The 13,631-nt window shown below is 70.8% G+C and carries 13 protein-coding genes and 1 pseudogene; 7 read left to right on the top strand and 7 right to left on the bottom strand.

Annotated elements, in window-relative coordinates; all coding sequences use genetic code 11:
- Both ACTMO_RS0103105 and ACTMO_RS0103100 read left to right on the top strand, forming a co-directional pair.
- Window positions 1-852 (top strand): ABC transporter permease, encoded by an 852-nt coding sequence (locus tag ACTMO_RS0103105; RefSeq protein ID WP_026448819.1) that lies wholly within the window; start codon window positions 1-3, stop codon window positions 850-852.
- A 118-nt stretch (window positions 853-970) separates the two neighbouring features.
- Window positions 971-1,525 (top strand): DinB family protein, encoded by a 555-nt coding sequence (locus tag ACTMO_RS0103100; protein ID WP_019853197.1) that lies wholly within the window; start codon window positions 971-973, stop codon window positions 1,523-1,525.
- On the opposite strand, the gene ACTMO_RS0103095 is transcribed toward ACTMO_RS0103100, so the two are convergent.
- From ACTMO_RS0103095 to ACTMO_RS0103070, 6 genes are all read right to left on the bottom strand, one after another.
- Window positions 1,449-2,609: an ABC transporter ATP-binding protein gene (locus ACTMO_RS0103095; protein WP_019853196.1), complete on the bottom strand. Its 1,161-nt coding sequence runs from the start codon at window positions 2,607-2,609 to the stop codon at window positions 1,449-1,451. The two genes, ACTMO_RS0103100 and ACTMO_RS0103095, sit on opposite strands and share 77 nt — an antisense overlap.
- On the bottom strand, window positions 2,609-4,258 hold the full coding sequence (locus tag ACTMO_RS0103090) for an ABC transporter permease (protein WP_019853195.1): 1,650 nt from the start codon (window positions 4,256-4,258) through the stop codon (window positions 2,609-2,611). Before ACTMO_RS0103090 ends, ACTMO_RS0103095 begins: the two co-directional genes overlap by 1 nt.
- Window positions 4,255-5,313 carry a thiamine ABC transporter substrate-binding protein gene (locus tag ACTMO_RS0103085; protein WP_019853194.1) on the bottom strand — a complete coding sequence of 353 codons (1,059 nt, stop codon included), beginning with the start codon at window positions 5,311-5,313 and terminating at the stop codon, window positions 4,255-4,257. The genes ACTMO_RS0103090 and ACTMO_RS0103085 overlap by 4 nt, the downstream gene beginning before the upstream one ends.
- Before the next feature lie 227 nt (window positions 5,314-5,540).
- Window positions 5,541-6,509 (bottom strand): FAD-dependent oxidoreductase, encoded by a 969-nt coding sequence (locus ACTMO_RS0103080; RefSeq protein WP_019853193.1) that lies wholly within the window; start codon window positions 6,507-6,509, stop codon window positions 5,541-5,543.
- Between the two features lie 93 nt (window positions 6,510-6,602).
- Entirely contained in the window at window positions 6,603-7,301 is a 699-nt protein-coding gene (bioD, locus tag ACTMO_RS0103075) for a dethiobiotin synthase (RefSeq protein WP_019853192.1), read from the bottom strand.
- A gap of 3 nt (window positions 7,302-7,304) precedes the next feature.
- Window positions 7,305-8,618, bottom strand: coding sequence for an adenosylmethionine--8-amino-7-oxononanoate transaminase (locus ACTMO_RS0103070; protein ID WP_019853191.1), 1,314 nt, complete (start codon window positions 8,616-8,618; stop codon window positions 7,305-7,307).
- 121 nt (window positions 8,619-8,739) lie between these two features.
- Between ACTMO_RS0103070 and ACTMO_RS0103065 the strand changes: the two genes are divergently transcribed.
- Window positions 8,740-9,933, top strand: a complete 1,194-nt coding sequence (locus ACTMO_RS0103065; RefSeq protein WP_019853190.1) for an 8-amino-7-oxononanoate synthase — start codon at window positions 8,740-8,742, stop codon at window positions 9,931-9,933.
- A gap of 57 nt (window positions 9,934-9,990) precedes the next feature.
- Here the strand turns inward: ACTMO_RS0103065 and ACTMO_RS0103060 are convergent, their stop codons facing one another.
- On the bottom strand, window positions 9,991-10,830 hold the full coding sequence (locus ACTMO_RS0103060) for an SAM-dependent methyltransferase (protein ID WP_019853189.1): 840 nt from the start codon (window positions 10,828-10,830) through the stop codon (window positions 9,991-9,993).
- A 228-nt stretch (window positions 10,831-11,058) separates the two neighbouring features.
- On the opposite strand from ACTMO_RS0103060, the gene ACTMO_RS0103055 reads away from it, so the two are divergent.
- The 4 genes and pseudogenes from ACTMO_RS0103055 to ACTMO_RS24000 all read left to right on the top strand — a co-directional run.
- On the top strand, window positions 11,059-11,949 hold the full coding sequence (locus ACTMO_RS0103055) for a helix-turn-helix domain-containing protein (protein WP_019853188.1): 891 nt from the start codon (window positions 11,059-11,061) through the stop codon (window positions 11,947-11,949).
- A 286-nt stretch (window positions 11,950-12,235) separates the two neighbouring features.
- Complete coding sequence (locus ACTMO_RS0103050; RefSeq protein WP_019853187.1) at window positions 12,236-12,475, top strand: DUF397 domain-containing protein; 240 nt, start codon at window positions 12,236-12,238, stop codon at window positions 12,473-12,475.
- Window positions 12,459-12,791: a hypothetical protein gene (locus tag ACTMO_RS0103045; RefSeq protein WP_019853186.1), complete on the top strand. Its 333-nt coding sequence runs from the start codon at window positions 12,459-12,461 to the stop codon at window positions 12,789-12,791. Before ACTMO_RS0103050 ends, ACTMO_RS0103045 begins: the two co-directional genes overlap by 17 nt.
- Before the next feature lie 277 nt (window positions 12,792-13,068).
- Window positions 13,069-13,506 (top strand): annotated as a pseudogene (locus tag ACTMO_RS24000) (pyridoxamine 5'-phosphate oxidase family protein); the annotation flags it as partial.
- Between the last annotated feature and the right edge of the window lie 125 nt (window positions 13,507-13,631).

The following is a 13,631-nucleotide window of genomic DNA, read 5'->3' as shown; positions in this document are numbered from 1 at the left end:
ATGGTATCGCGCGTCGAACCGCCCTCCGGTGTGCGCCGGAACGGGCCAGCCCCCTTCTGGAGGGTGGTGCGGTCCGAACTGGGATGGGTGCTGCGCAGGCCGCGCAATCTGCTGGCGCTGTTCGGCCTGGCGATGCTGCCCGTGCTCATCGGGACGGTGCTGACCCTGACCGACTCGGCCGGTTCCGGTCCGTCGTTGTTCGCCGCCATGGCGGGCAACGGGCTGGTCCTGCCCGTGTTCAGCCTGATGATGACGCAGAACCTGCTGCTTCCGCTGGTAACCGCCATGGTGGCCGCCGACGCGCTGGCGGGGGAGTCCGCCCACGGCACGCTGCGCGGACTGCTGCTCGCCCCGGTGGGGCGGGTGCGGCTGGTGACGGTGAAGGCGATCGGCGTGGCGAGCATGATCGTGCTCGCCGTCGGGGTGATCACTCTCAGTGGGGTGCTGACCGGACTGACGGTGGTGGGCGGCGACGGGCTGGTGACCCTGTCCGGAACCACCCTGCCGCTCGGTCCCGCCCTGGGGAGGGTGGCCCTGGCCGCCGGGTGGTGCGCGGTGCAGATGGCCGCCGTGGGCGCGGTGGCCCTGGCCGTCTCCGCGGCCACCGAACACCCGCTGCTGGTCATGGCCGTGACGGTTGGGGGACTGATCGTCTTCGGGGTGCTGGAGGCCTTTCCGAACCTGGAGTGGCTGAAACCGGTGATGCTCACCACGGACTGGTACTCGATCAGCGACGTGCTCAGCGATCCGATCCGTTCGCAGGACCTGCTCACCGGCCTGTGGCGGGCCTGCTGCTACATCCTCATCGGATTCTCCGCCGCCACGGCGCGGATGGCCACCAAGGACACCTGACCGTTGTCTCCCCGACACCACGCGGCCCGCTGGCCGGGTGCGTGTCGGGGGTCGGTGGCAGGCTCGTGGCGAACACCGCCGCACCGGAGGCGGCGGTCACCGAACCAGGAGTCGCACCGTGACATCACTGCTGCCCCGCCGTGTCACCGACGACCGCGACGGACTGCTGGCCTTCCTCGAACACCAGCGCGACGCCCTGCGCGCCGCCGCGCACGGACTGGACGAACAGCGTGCCGCGCAGCGCCCCACCGCCAGCGGACTGAGCATCACCGTGCTGGTCAAACACGTGCTACGCGTCGAGCGGCGCTGGGTCAACGTCCAGATCGGCGGGCGGGAACTTCCCGGCCTGTGGCCCATCACCGACTTCGAGAGGGAGTTCACCCTGGAACAGGACGAGTCACTGGCCGACAACCTCGCCGCCTACGCCGAGGTCACCGCCGAGACTGAAAGCACGGTCGCCGAGGTGGCCGACCTTGACGCCGAACTCCCGCTGCCTCCGGAGATGCGGGGCCGTACCGATCTGGAGCCGTTCACCACACGCTGGGTTCTGCTGCATCTGATCGAGGAAACCGCCCGGCACGCCGGGCACGCCGACATCATTCGGGAGTCCCTGGACGGCCGGAGGGCGGACTCGCTGCTGTCCGAGTTCGCCGCTGCCGCGAAGCCCCGCTGAGCACCGCCACGCCGACCGGGTCGAGACGCAGGGCGACCTCCTCGCCCTGCTCCGGGATCTCCGCCCCCTCGGCGACGGCCTCGACCCGGTTCACCTGTCCCTCTCCCGCGTCGACGAGCAGCCGCACGTGGTCGTGCCGGTGCATCCGCTCCACCACCCTGCCGGTGGTCTCCGCTCCGCCCGGGCACCGTCCCGCCCTGGCTCGCACGCCGACCGGACGCAGCCCGAGCCGCACCGGCCCGTCCGGCTGCTCCGGCGTCGACACCGTGCCCAGCGGCCCGGAGGCCAGACCGTCCGTGACGTGCGCGTCCAGGAAGGTGGTGCACCCGAGGAACCGCGCCACCCGTTCGTCGCGCGGAGCGCGCCACAGCCGACGCGGCTCGTCCGTCTGCAACACCCGGCCCTCGTGCAGCACGGCCACCCGGTCGGCCAGGGCGAAGGCCTCGTCGAGGTCGTGGGTCACCATCACGGCCGTTGGGCTGTCCTCGGCGGAGAGCAACCTGGCCAGGTCCACGGTGAGCCTGTCGCGCAGAGCCCGGTCCAGGCCGGACAGCGGCTCGTCCAGCAACAGCATCCGGGGTTCGGCCGCCAGCGCGCGGGCCAGCGCGACCCGTTGGGCCTGCCCGCCGGAGAGCTGCCGCACCCGACGGCGCTGGTAGCCGGCCAGTCCCACCAGCTCCAGCAGCCGGTCGGCCTCGGCGCGCCGTTCCTTCCGGCCGACGCCGCGCATCCGCAGCGCGAACTCCACGTTGCCCGCCACGTCCCGGTGCCCGAACAGCTGCCCGTCCTGGAAGACCATGCCGAAGCCGCGACGGTGCACCGGCACCCCGGACAGGTCCCGCCCGTCGAAACGGACCTCCCCCGCGGCGAGGCTCTCCAGCCCGGCGATGGTGCGCAGCAGGGTCGACTTCCCGCATCCTGAGGGCCCCAGCACGGCCAACACCTCGCCGCGCGGCACCTCCAAGTCCACTTCGGATAAAACGGTCGTGCCGCCGTAGCGCACCGTCACCGCGTTCATCCGCAACCCGTCGTCCGTGTCGGACGGTTCGGTCCCCCGAACGGCACCGGATCGCGCCACACCCATCAGAACTCCCCCGGTGAGTCCGTACGCAGGGTCTCGATCACCAGCACCGCCACGACCGTGACCACCATCAGCAGGGCGCAGACCGCATAGGCCATCTGCGTGGTGAGCTCTCCCGGTCGGGCGATCAACTCACTGACGGCCACGGGCAGGGTCGGACTCTCCGGGCGGGCCAGGAACCCGGTGGCCCCGAACTCCCCGAGCGCCACGACGAAACCGAACCCGGCGGCCGTGACCACCGCCCGCGCCGCCAGCGGCAGATCCACCTCACGCCGCGTGCGCAGCGGCCCGGCCCCGAGCGTGGCCGCGGCGGCCCGCAGCCGGTCGTCGACCGAACGCAACACCGGCAGGACCACCCGGATCACCAGTGGGGTGATCACCAGGGCCTGGGCCAGCGGCACCAACAACGGCGAGGTCCGCAGGTCCCCGGGAAGCAGGTGCAACGTGATCAGGTACCCGAAGCCCACGGTCACCGCCGAGACCCCCAGCGGCAGCATCAGGGCCGCGTCCATCAGTTCCGCAGCCCAGCGTCTGCGCGAGGTCACCAGCACCGCGCAGGCCAGCAGTCCCAGCAGCAACGCCATCCACGTGGCGTCGAACGCCGTGTGCGCCGAGTTCCACGCGGCCTGCCAGCCGGACACCTCCAGAGCGCCCTGCCCGGTTCCGGACAGGGCACGATAGCCGTCCAGGCTCCACCCGTCCCGGCTGCGCAGCGAACGCACCACCAGCGCCGCGATCGGCACCACCAGCGCCAGCAGCACGGCCCCGGCCGCGGCCACCGGCGCCCACTCCGCGCCGCGGGGTCGTCGTGTCGGAACCTCCGAACCGCTCACCCCGGCGGCTCCGCCCCGACGCCGGGCGAACGCGGCGACCGTCAGGGCGGCGAGCACGGCGGCCAGCTGCACCAGCGAGAGCGTCGCCGCGCCCGACAGGTCGAGCAGCCGGACGGTGCGCAGGTAGATCTCGGTTTCCAGGGTGCGGTAACGGCCGCCCCCCAGCACCAGCACCACCCCGAAGCTGGTGGAGCAGAACAAAAACACCACCGCCACGGCCGAGAACACGGCGGGACGCAGCGCCGGCAGGGTGACGGTGCGGAAGGTCCGCAGCGGCCCCGCCCCCAGGCTGCGGGCGGCGTCCTCGGCGCGGCGGTCCAACCGCGCCCACAGTCCCCCGACGGTGCGGGCCACCACGGCCACGTTGAAGAACGCGTTGGCCAGCACGATCGCGAACGCGTTCGGCTCGTCCGTGCCGAGCAGCGCCCGGAACGCCATCCCCACCACCAGCGTGGGCAGCACGAACGGCACGGTGACCAGCGCGCGCAGCAGCACCTTGCCCGGGATCCGCACCCGCGCGAACAGGAAGGCCAGCGGCAGACCCGCCACCAGCGCCAGGGCGGTGGAGGCCGCCGCCTGTCCCACCGTGAAGGCGACCAGCCTCCAGGTCTGCGGTTCGGCCAGCAGCCCGGGATCCGGGGTGGACAGTCCCCGGTGCAGGATGGCCAGCACCGGCCAGGCGAAGAAGACACCGAGGAACCCGAGCACCAGCAGGGCACAGGCCGACCAGCCCACCCGGCGCAGCAGAACCCCGTTGTCGGTGCCGACGTCCCGCCGCCCGGCCGACGGGGAGCCCCGCGGGGAGAGGTCCACCGTCATCGGCGGGTCAGCTCACGCCACTGGCTGATCCACTCGGCGCGGTTGTCCTCCACCCGCCGCGGATCCAGTTCGGTGGAGTCCTCCGGCCGGGGCGCCACCCGCTCCCAGTTCTCGGGAAGCTCCACCCCGAGCACGGTCGGGTAGACGTACATCTGCTCGGGGACCTGGCTCTGGAAGGTCCACGAGAGCAGGAAGTCCATCAACTCGCGCGCGGCCTTCGGATGCTCGGCTCCCCGCAGCACCCCCGCGTACTCCACCTGCCGGTAGCAGGTGTCCAGCAGGGCCTCGGTGCGCGCCCGCCCCTGATCGTCCACCTCGGCGGCGGGCGAGGAGGCGTAGGACAGCACGATCGGCCGCTGCCCGGATCCGGAGGAGCCGGAGAAGTCCTGGTTGTAGGCCTCCTGCCAGCTCGACGAGACACGGACGTCGTTGTCGACCAGCCGGCTCCAGTAGTTCTTCCACCCCTGGTCGGGGCCGAAGGTCGCCACGGTGTTCAGTAGGAACGCCAGCCCCGGTGAGGAGGTCTCCGGGCTGGGCACGGCGAACAGGCCCCGGTAGCGGGGTTCGGTCAGGTCCCGCAGGTTCCGGGGCGGTTCCACGTCGTGCTCGGCGAACCAGCGTTTGTCGATGTTGACGCACACGTCCCCGGCGTCGATCGGGGTCAGTCTGGTGTCGGCCACCGCGTACTTCACCGGGATGGAGGCGGAGCCCCGCGGGCGGTAGGGGACGAACACGTCCGCGTCGAGCGCCCGGGAGTAGAACGTGGAGTCCACTCCGAAGGCGACGTCGCCGATCGGGGCGTCCTTGGTCAGCACGAGCTCGTTGGTCAGCGCACCCGCGTCGCCCGTCTTCCTGACGCGCAGCTCGTAGCCGGACTCGCGTTCGAAACTCTCGCGGGCCTCGTCGCTGATGGCGAAGGAGTCGTGGGTGACCAGGGTCACTGTTCCGGAGTCCGCGGAACCACCGTCGGTTCCGATGAGCGAGCAGCCCGCGACCGAGAGCACTCCGGCCAGCGCCACCGCGGCACGCGTCCAACGTGCGGTGTGTCGTTTCAATGATCCTCCCGAAGCCACACCACGAGCAGCGTGACGCCGAGCCGATCACGTGCCTCCCTGCGCCGGCGTGACCCGGTTCAGGTGAACGGTCGAGGACCCCGTGCCCTCCTCTCAGCCCAGCGCGCTGGACTCCCGTGGCGGCTGGTCAGTGTACTCGACCACCGTGCTGCCCCGGCAGACTGTGTCCCCGGCGCTCCCCCCCGGACTCCGAGTCCGCTCGGAGCGGATCACCCCGACTCCGCCAGCGCCAATTCCGCCGCCTCCTGGGCACAGCCCCAGGAGACCATCACCCCGCTGCCCCCGTGCCCGTAGTTGTGCACCACGCGGGCCCCCGCGAAGTGCTCGGTGTGCAGCCGCACCGCGTCGCTGGTCGGCCGCAGACCGACGATCGTGCCGCGTATCCGCACGTCGTGCAGCAGCGGTTGGATCGCGCCGCACCGGCGCAGGATCCCCTCGGCGGCCCGGGAGTCCGGAGTCCGACTCCAGTCGTGTTCCACGGCGGTTCCGCCGAGCACGAGTCGCCGCCCGTGCGGCATGTAGCTCGCCCACTCGCCGGTGTCGCCGAGCTCGACGAAGTACTCCTCGATACCGGGGTTGTCCACGACCACGTGATGACCGGAAACCGGGCGTACCCCCGGGTCGCCCACCAGTTCCCGCGCCGCCACCCCGGTGCAGTTCACCACCAGCGGGCTCTCCTCGGCCGCCTCGGCCAGACCGGAGACCGGCCCGAGCACGAGGTCCCCGCCCGCCTCCAGGAAACGGTCGGTCAGGTACTCCAGGTAGCGCGGCATGTCCACCAGCGGAACCGTGGCCCGCAGGCCCACCACGAATCCCGAGGGCAACTCCCCGGCCCCGCACGGGCGGACACCGTCGAGCAGTCCCAGCGAGCCCGGTGGGGACTCGGGGAAACCGGTCCGGCTCGCCACCGTCCCCAGCGTCGAGTGCACCCCGGTGTCCGGCTGGGCGGCCAGGTCGAGGAAGACGGCGTGGGTCCGGGCCGCCCAGCGTCTCGCCCGCTCCACCGGGTGCAACGAGGTCGGGCCCCAGATCGCTCCGGCCACCGCCGAGGTCGTCTCCTGCGGGTGCTCGGCGGTTCTGATGCGCACCCGGCATCCCGACTCGGCCAGCACGACACCTGTGCTCAGCCCCTGCACTCCCGCCCCAAGCACCAGCACGGAACGCGACCGATCACTCACCGAGCCGACGGTAGCAACACCGCCCGAAAAATCCCACCCGTCCGGTGGGAACGGCCGCGGGCGGCGAACCCGCCCATCCCGGCACCGCCGCACTCAGTCGGGTGGCGCGGTGACCGGACGGACTCCCCCCAGGTCGGGGGCCAGCCAGTGCCGGGCCCGGGCCGCGAACTCCTCACGGGAGCAGGCACCAGCCCCCTCCTCGACCGCCCCCAGCAGCGGGACACCGGTCACCCACGGCAGGTCGGTGGTGTTGCAGTTCTCCACCGTGCCCGGCTCGCGCGGCCAGCTCCCGAACACCGTGCCGGGGCAGTGCAGTCCCCGCCGCAGCACCTCCCGCACCGTCAGCGCGGTGACGTTCAGCGTCCCCAACCCGGGCGAGCAGACCACGAGCACCGGCGCGGACAACCGCGCGGCCACGTCCAGCAGGGTGTTGCCGTGCTCGTCGAAGGGAACCAGCACTCCCCCGGCCCCTTCGACCAGCACGGTGGAGTACTCGGTGGACAGTTCCGCCAGCCTCCGGGAAACACTGTCCGGAGTGGGCGGGGGAGTTCCGGCCCGGCGCGCCGCGGTGGCGGGGGCCAGCGGCTCGGGGTAGCGCGCGAACTCGAAGGTGTCCACCCCGGGCACCAGCCGCGCGAGTTCGGCGGTGTCCCCGTCGTGCTCGTCGGTGCCGGTCTGGATCGGTTTGACCACAGCGACCGGCCGCGACGCCAGGGCCGCCACGGCGGCGGTGACCACGGTCTTGCCGACGTCGGTACCGGTGCCGGTGACGAACAGCGCAGCAGTGGACATGACTCACCCCACCCGTGCCGCGGCGACGGCCGCCTCCGTCACGCGCGCGAGGTCCTCCTCGTCGATGACGTAGGGCGGCATCGTGTAGATCAGGTCCCGGAAGGGGCGCAGCCAGACGCCGCGCTCCACGGCAGCCGCGGCGGCAGCGGCCGTGTCCACCGGACGGTCGAGCTGGATCACCCCGATCGCTCCGAGGACCCGCACGTCCCGCACTCCCGGCAGTTCGGCGGCGGGAGCCAGCCCGCTCGCCAGTCCCGACTCGATCCGGCGCACCCGCGCCCGCCAGTCGTCCCGCAGCAGCACCCGCAGCGAGGCGCGGGCCACCGCCGAGGCCAGCGGGTTTCCCATGAACGTGGGGCCGTGGGCGAGCACGGGAACCTCGCCGCCGGCGATGCCCTCGGCCACCCTCCCGGAGGCCACGGTGGCCGCCATGGTGAGGTAGCCGCCGGTGAGTGCCTTGCCCAGGCACAGCACGTCGGGGGCCACCCCGGCGTGGTCGGCGGCGAACAGCTCGCCGGTACGTCCGAAACCGGTGGCTATCTCGTCGAAGACGAGCAGCACCCCGTGCCTGTCGGCCAGTTCCCGCAGCCTGCGCGGGTACTCCGGGGAGTGGAAACGCATCCCCCCGGCCCCCTGCACCACCGGCTCGACGATGATCGCGGCCAGTTCCCCGGAGTGCCGCCGCAGCAGCCCCTCCAGGTGGTGGAGGTAGTCCGCGTCGGCCTCGGCGGAGAAGCCCGCCGGCGGTGCCTCGGCGAACACCTGCTCGGGCAGCGCGCCCCGCCACAGGTGGTGCATACCGCCCTCCGGGTCGCACACGCTCATCGGGTGCCAGGTGTCGCCGTGGTAGCCACCACGCCAGGTGAGCACCCGCCGTTTCTCGGGTCTGCCGAGCCCACGCCAGTACTGCAGGCACATCTTGAGCGCGACCTCCACCGACACCGAACCAGAGTCGGCCAGGAACACGTGGTCCAGCGAGGCCGGGGTTATCTCGGTGAGCGTCGCGGCCAGTCGCACGGCGTTCTCGTGGGTGAGCCCGCCGAACATCACGTGGCTCATCCGGTCTATTTGCGCGTGGGCGGCCGCGTCCAGTTCGGGGTGGGCGTAGCCGTGGATGGCGGCCCACCACGAGGACATGCCGTCGATGAGCTCGTCGACCCCGTGCACCGGTTCGGCCAACCGCAGTCGGACCCCCTCGGCCGAGTCGACCACCGGGTGTTCGGAGTCGGTGGGGGAGGTGGTGTAGGGATGCCAGACCCGCGCGCGGTCCAGTTGGGACAGTTCGCGCGGGGTCAATGGGGCGTCGAGGGAGAACACGTCGGGATGATCCTCCCCCGCCGGTTCACGGTCACAGTCGCGGAGCGGACAAAACGAGGCTGGCGCGGTTGTGCGTGTCGAACACTGCCGTCGTGCGGGCGGATCCACTCAGCATGGATCCATGACTCCGGAGAAACCCCCCGCCCCCAGCACCGCGCACCCGGAGACCGTCTTCGCCTGGGTCGAGCACCGGGACCGTCTGCGGCGGGAGAACGGACTGCACCGGGTCCTGCGGCCGCGTGCGGCCACCGAGGGCGTGCTCGACCTGGCCGGCAACGACTACCTCGGGTTGTCCCGGCACCCGGTCATCACCGAGGCCGCCGCCGAAGCGGTGCGGACCTGGGGAGCGGGTTCCACCGGTTCCCGGCTGGTCACCGGCACCACCGAGCTGCACGCCACCCTGGAGGAGGAGCTGGCGGCCTGGTACGGCACGGAGGCCGCGCTGGTGTTCTCCTCCGGTTACGCCGCCAACCTGGCGCTGGTCACGGCACTGACCGACGAGGGTTCCCTGATCGTCTCCGACCGGAACAACCACGCTTCCCTCATCGACGGCTGCCGGCTCTGCCGGGCCGAGGTGCGGGTGGTCGCGCACTCCGATCCGGACGCGGTGCGCGCCGTGCTGCGGGAGAGTCCACGCCCGGCGGTGGTGCTGACCGAGTCGGTGTTCTCCGTGGACGGTGACGTGGCCGCGCTGGACCGGCTGCTGACGGTCTGCCGCGAGCACGGCAGCGGATTGCTGGTCGACGACGCCCACGGGCTCGGCGTGCTGGGTGAGGGAGCCGGGGCGTTCTCCGCGTTCGGGCTGGGGGCACCCGCCGACGCCGTGGCCACCGTGACCCTGTCCAAGGCCCTGGGCGCCCAGGGGGGAGCCGTGCTGGGGCCGCGTCGGGTCGTCGAGCACATCGCCCAGACGGCCCGTCCCTTCGTGTTCGACACGGCGTTGGCTCCCGCCGCCGCGGCGGCGGCCCTGGCCGGGATCCGGTTGCTGCGCGGGCGGTCACACCTGCCCACGCGGGTGCGGGCCGTGACGCGGCAGCTGCGCGAGGAACTGCTCGACCACGGGATCGGCGTCGGAGAACCGGGGGCCGCGGTGCTGGGGGTTCCCGTCGGTGCCCCGGAGGCCGCGGTCGCCTGGGCGAGCCGGTGTCTCGAACGCGGGGTGCGGGTGGGCTGCTTCCGTCCCCCGTCGGTTCCCGACGCGGACTCCCGGCTGCGACTGACGGCACGGGCGGACCTGGAGGACGACGAGGTTCGGCGGGTGGCCCGCGTGATCGCCGAGACGGCACCGGAGTTCGCCGCCCCGGCGGGCGGGTGAGCCCACCCGACGAGGTCTCGACGGCCCGGCCCCTGCTCGCGGCGAGTCCCGGTGGACTCAGGGTTTGCGTCCCACCCCTCCGACGATGCAGTTCGAGACCTCGGGCTGCTTGCGCAGCCGGGGACCGTCGGGCCACCATTCGCAGCACAGCACCACACCCGGATCGATCATCTCCAGGCCGGGGAACATGGCCTCGATCTGCGCCCGGGTGCGGAAGGCCCCGGAGCCCATGGGACTGTGCAGGAAGACCTGCTCCATGCGACGGGCCAGGTCGCTGTAGTACCCGTCGTCCTCCGGGTCGAAGAAGTGGCTCACGGCCACCAGGGAGCCGGAGGGCAGCGCCCGCACGAACTCCTCCATGATCTCGGCGGGGTCCGCCCCCTCCACGTGGTGGTGCAGGGTGCCGAGCTGGAAGAACGCGATCGGTTCGGAGAAGTCGAGGTGGCGGTTGACCACCGGGTCGGAGAGCAGTTCGCGGGGGTCGAAGATGTCGGCCGCGCTGAAGTGGGTCTGTTCGTTCTCCTCCAGTAAGGCGCGCCCGTGGGCCAGCACCACCGGATCGTTGTCCACATAGACCACCGTGGACTCCGGGGCGATCCGCTGGGCCACCTGGTGGGTGTTCTCCGCGGTCGGCAGTCCGGATCCGCAGTCCAGGAACTGCCGCACCCCGGTCTGGCCCGCCACGAAGCGGGTGACCCGGATGAGGAACTCGCGGTTGTCCCAGGCGAGGTCGGCCGCCTCCGGAGCGACACGTTTGACGTCCTCGAACACCTGCCTGTCGATCTCGTAGTTGTCCTTGCCGCCCAGGAAGGCGTCGTAGACCCTGGCGACGCTCGCCTTGCTCGTGTCGAGGTGGATCGGGGTGGCGCTTTCCTGCAAGTGGCTGACTTCGGTCATCACAACCTCACGTGATCCCGGCGGACTTCTGCGGAAGAATCGAGCACGCGCCGTGGGAGGACGGACTCGTTCGGTAAATACAAGCACAGGGAGGTAACCTCACGAAACCGTTCAGCGGGATTCGGATCGGCCGAACGCGGGACGAACACGGGACACGTACGGGGCCGCCGGATCCACTCCGTGAGCACACGAGACCCTGCTGTCCACATCGAGGGGACGAGAACGAGGATGAGCACTGTCGATTCCGGTGACCAGCACGACGGGGTCGAGGATGGCCCGAAACCGACCGCGCGCAGGATCGTGCTCGGAACCCAGTTGCGTCGTCTGCGGGAGGCGGCCGACATCACCAGGGAGGAAGCCGCCGAGTCCATACGCGGTTCCGCGTCGAAGATCAGCCGTATCGAGTTGGCCAAGGTCACCGTCAAGGAACGCGACGTGGTCGACCTGTTGCGCCGCTACGGTGTCGAACCGCAGCACCAGCAGCCCTTCCTGGAGATGGTGCGCGAGTCCAACCAGCCGGGTTGGTGGAACCGCTACAGCGATCTCATGCCCGACTGGTTCCAGGACTACGTCGGCCTGGAGGAGTCCGCCTCCCGGATCCAGACTTTCGAGCTCCAGTTCGTTCCGGGACTGTTACAGACCGAGGACTACGCCAGGGCCATAGCCAGTCGCGGCAGGCCCGAGCTCGCCGACGAACAGGTGCACCGGCGGGTGGCGCTGCGGATGCGACGACAGAAACTGCTCAACACCCCGGACGCGCCCCGGCTCTGGGCGGTCATCGACGAGTCGGTGCTGCACCGCCCCATCGGAGGGCTGGAGGTGATGCGGGCACAGCTCGACCACCTGCTGGAGATGACCAAACGTTCCACGATCATCCTGCAGGTGGTGCCCTACCGGCTCAGCGGTTACGCGGCGGAGGGTTCGTTCACCATGCTGCGCTTCGCCGAGCCGGAACTGCCGAACCTGGTGTACGTGGAACATCTGGCCGGAGCGTTGCACCTGGACAAACCGATCGAGATCGAGAAGTACGGAAGGGTCTTCGACCGGTTGACCGTGGACGCGGAGACGCCGGAGAACTCCCGGAAAATGTTGCGGCGGGTGCGGGAGAGTATCGGGTGAGTTCCCCGCCGGAGCCGGTCACCTCCCGTTCGGGAGTCCCGGAGTTCGAGACGGACCTCCCGACTCGGCACGCGGCGTACTCGGAATCTCCTTCATCCCCCGAACGTGGCTAGTTCGCGCCGACACGACCACCTCGCTGAGTGAACTCCGGAGGAACGAGAGGGAAACAAACTCGCACGATCGGGTGGCTTTGTGCAGATGCACGTGCACATGCATTGTCAACGCCCCACCCCCTTGGCAAGATCACGTGCACGTGCACATGCACAGAGACCGGAAAGGTGGCCTTATGCACGAAGAACCTCGCACCAGCACCTCGGCGGCGCTGCTCACCGACGCACAGTGGCGCAGGAGCAGGCACAGCGGAGCGATCGGCAACTGCGTGGAGGTCGCCGCCCTCGACGAGGGCGAGGTCGCCGTGCGCAACTCGCGGGACCCCCAGGGCCCCGCCCTCCTCTACACCCGCGCCGAGATGGCCGCGTTCGTGGCAGGAGCCAAGGACGGTGAGTTCGATGACTTCCTCCGGTGAGCCCGAAGGCGGCTACGAGGCGCGCTTACTGCGGCTCGTCGCGCGTGGTTTCCAGTTCGTACAGTCCTCCGACGCCGCGGGAGAGCCCGAGGCGATCGTCGGAGTCCGCGGACACGACAATGTCATCGACGTGATCCAGCTGGAGTCGGAGGACCACGTGGTCGCCACCAGGATGCCCAGCTCGGAGGAGAACATCTACCGGCCGAACACGATCCTGTGGCGAACCAGCGGCACCGTCTACGAGGTGATCGACCGCCTGCTCGCACTCCCCGACGACCACACTCCCGGATCACTGCTGGTCGCCGCGGGAAGCTGAGCGGGGTCGAACGTCACTCTACCTCCCGACCCGGTGGGACGGGTACCGCCGTTTCCGCGCCCGGGACACCACGGACGGCCCCTCGCGGCGTGGGAGGCGGCGATCGCCGCCGCCTCCCACGACCCGCCCGTCCCCTCCCCACCACGCCGTCCATCCCGGTACGGCGCCCCTCCCCCGGGTTCGGACCACAACCACCCTCACGGTGACCCGAATCACTGATCACGGCTCCGTACCCGAATATCGTCGTCCGCACCGATTCCCACGAAGAGGCGGACGCATGACAGCGGAGCACCATCCCGACCACCCGGGCACGAACCACACCGAGGTCACCGACGAACAAGATCTACGAGAACTGATCGGAACCCCCTCACCCCGCACCCTGGACAAGGAACGGTCCGTCCCACACGAACCGGACAGGACGTGGCTGGCCCACTCCCCGTTCTGCCTGGTGGCCACCTCTGACGAACTGGGGAACCACGACGTCTCCCCAAGGGGGATCCGGCCGGTTTCACCCTGGTCCTCGACCAGCGCACGATCGCGCTGCCCGAACGCCCCGGCGACCGCCGCGCCGGCGGTTTCCACACCATCCTGCGCAACCCGCATGTGGGACTGCTCCACATGATTCCGGGACGCGGGGACACTCTTCCGCGTCAACGGAAGAGCCCGTCTCGTGCGCGAGGCCCCGTTCCTCGTGGACACGGAGGCGCGCGGACACCCCGTTGGAGGAACTGGAGCACTACTACGGGGACTCCTACGCGACCCGACTCTACCGAGGCTGAGTTGATTCCCGTCCCGCACACGACGGAACCGACACCGGAGTGACACACATGTCCCACCCAC

Source organism: Actinopolyspora mortivallis DSM 44261, from assembly GCF_000384035.1.
In the GTDB taxonomy this organism is placed as follows: Bacteria; Actinomycetota; Actinomycetes; order Mycobacteriales; family Pseudonocardiaceae; genus Actinopolyspora; species Actinopolyspora mortivallis.
This window is presented reverse-complemented; position numbering and strand designations above follow the sequence as displayed.

Coding starts and splice junctions, on each gene's coding strand:
- ACTMO_RS0103090 (WP_019853195.1), bottom strand. CDS start 4,258: ATGACGGTGGACCTCTCCCCGCGGGGCTCCCCGTCGGCCGGGCGGCGG.
- ACTMO_RS0103095 (WP_019853196.1), bottom strand. CDS start 2,609: ATGGGTGTGGCGCGATCCGGTGCCGTTCGGGGGACCGAACCGTCCGAC.
- ACTMO_RS0103045 (WP_019853186.1), top strand. CDS start 12,459: ATGACTTCCTCCGGTGAGCCCGAAGGCGGCTACGAGGCGCGCTTACTG.
- ACTMO_RS0103050 (WP_019853187.1), top strand. CDS start 12,236: ATGCACGAAGAACCTCGCACCAGCACCTCGGCGGCGCTGCTCACCGAC.
- ACTMO_RS0103060 (WP_019853189.1), bottom strand. CDS start 10,830: ATGACCGAAGTCAGCCACTTGCAGGAAAGCGCCACCCCGATCCACCTC.
- ACTMO_RS0103055 (WP_019853188.1), top strand. CDS start 11,059: ATGAGCACTGTCGATTCCGGTGACCAGCACGACGGGGTCGAGGATGGC.
- bioD (WP_019853192.1), bottom strand. CDS start 7,301: ATGTCCACTGCTGCGCTGTTCGTCACCGGCACCGGTACCGACGTCGGC.
- ACTMO_RS0103105 (WP_026448819.1), top strand. CDS start 1: ATGGTATCGCGCGTCGAACCGCCCTCCGGTGTGCGCCGGAACGGGCCA.
- ACTMO_RS0103065 (WP_019853190.1), top strand. CDS start 8,740: ATGACTCCGGAGAAACCCCCCGCCCCCAGCACCGCGCACCCGGAGACC.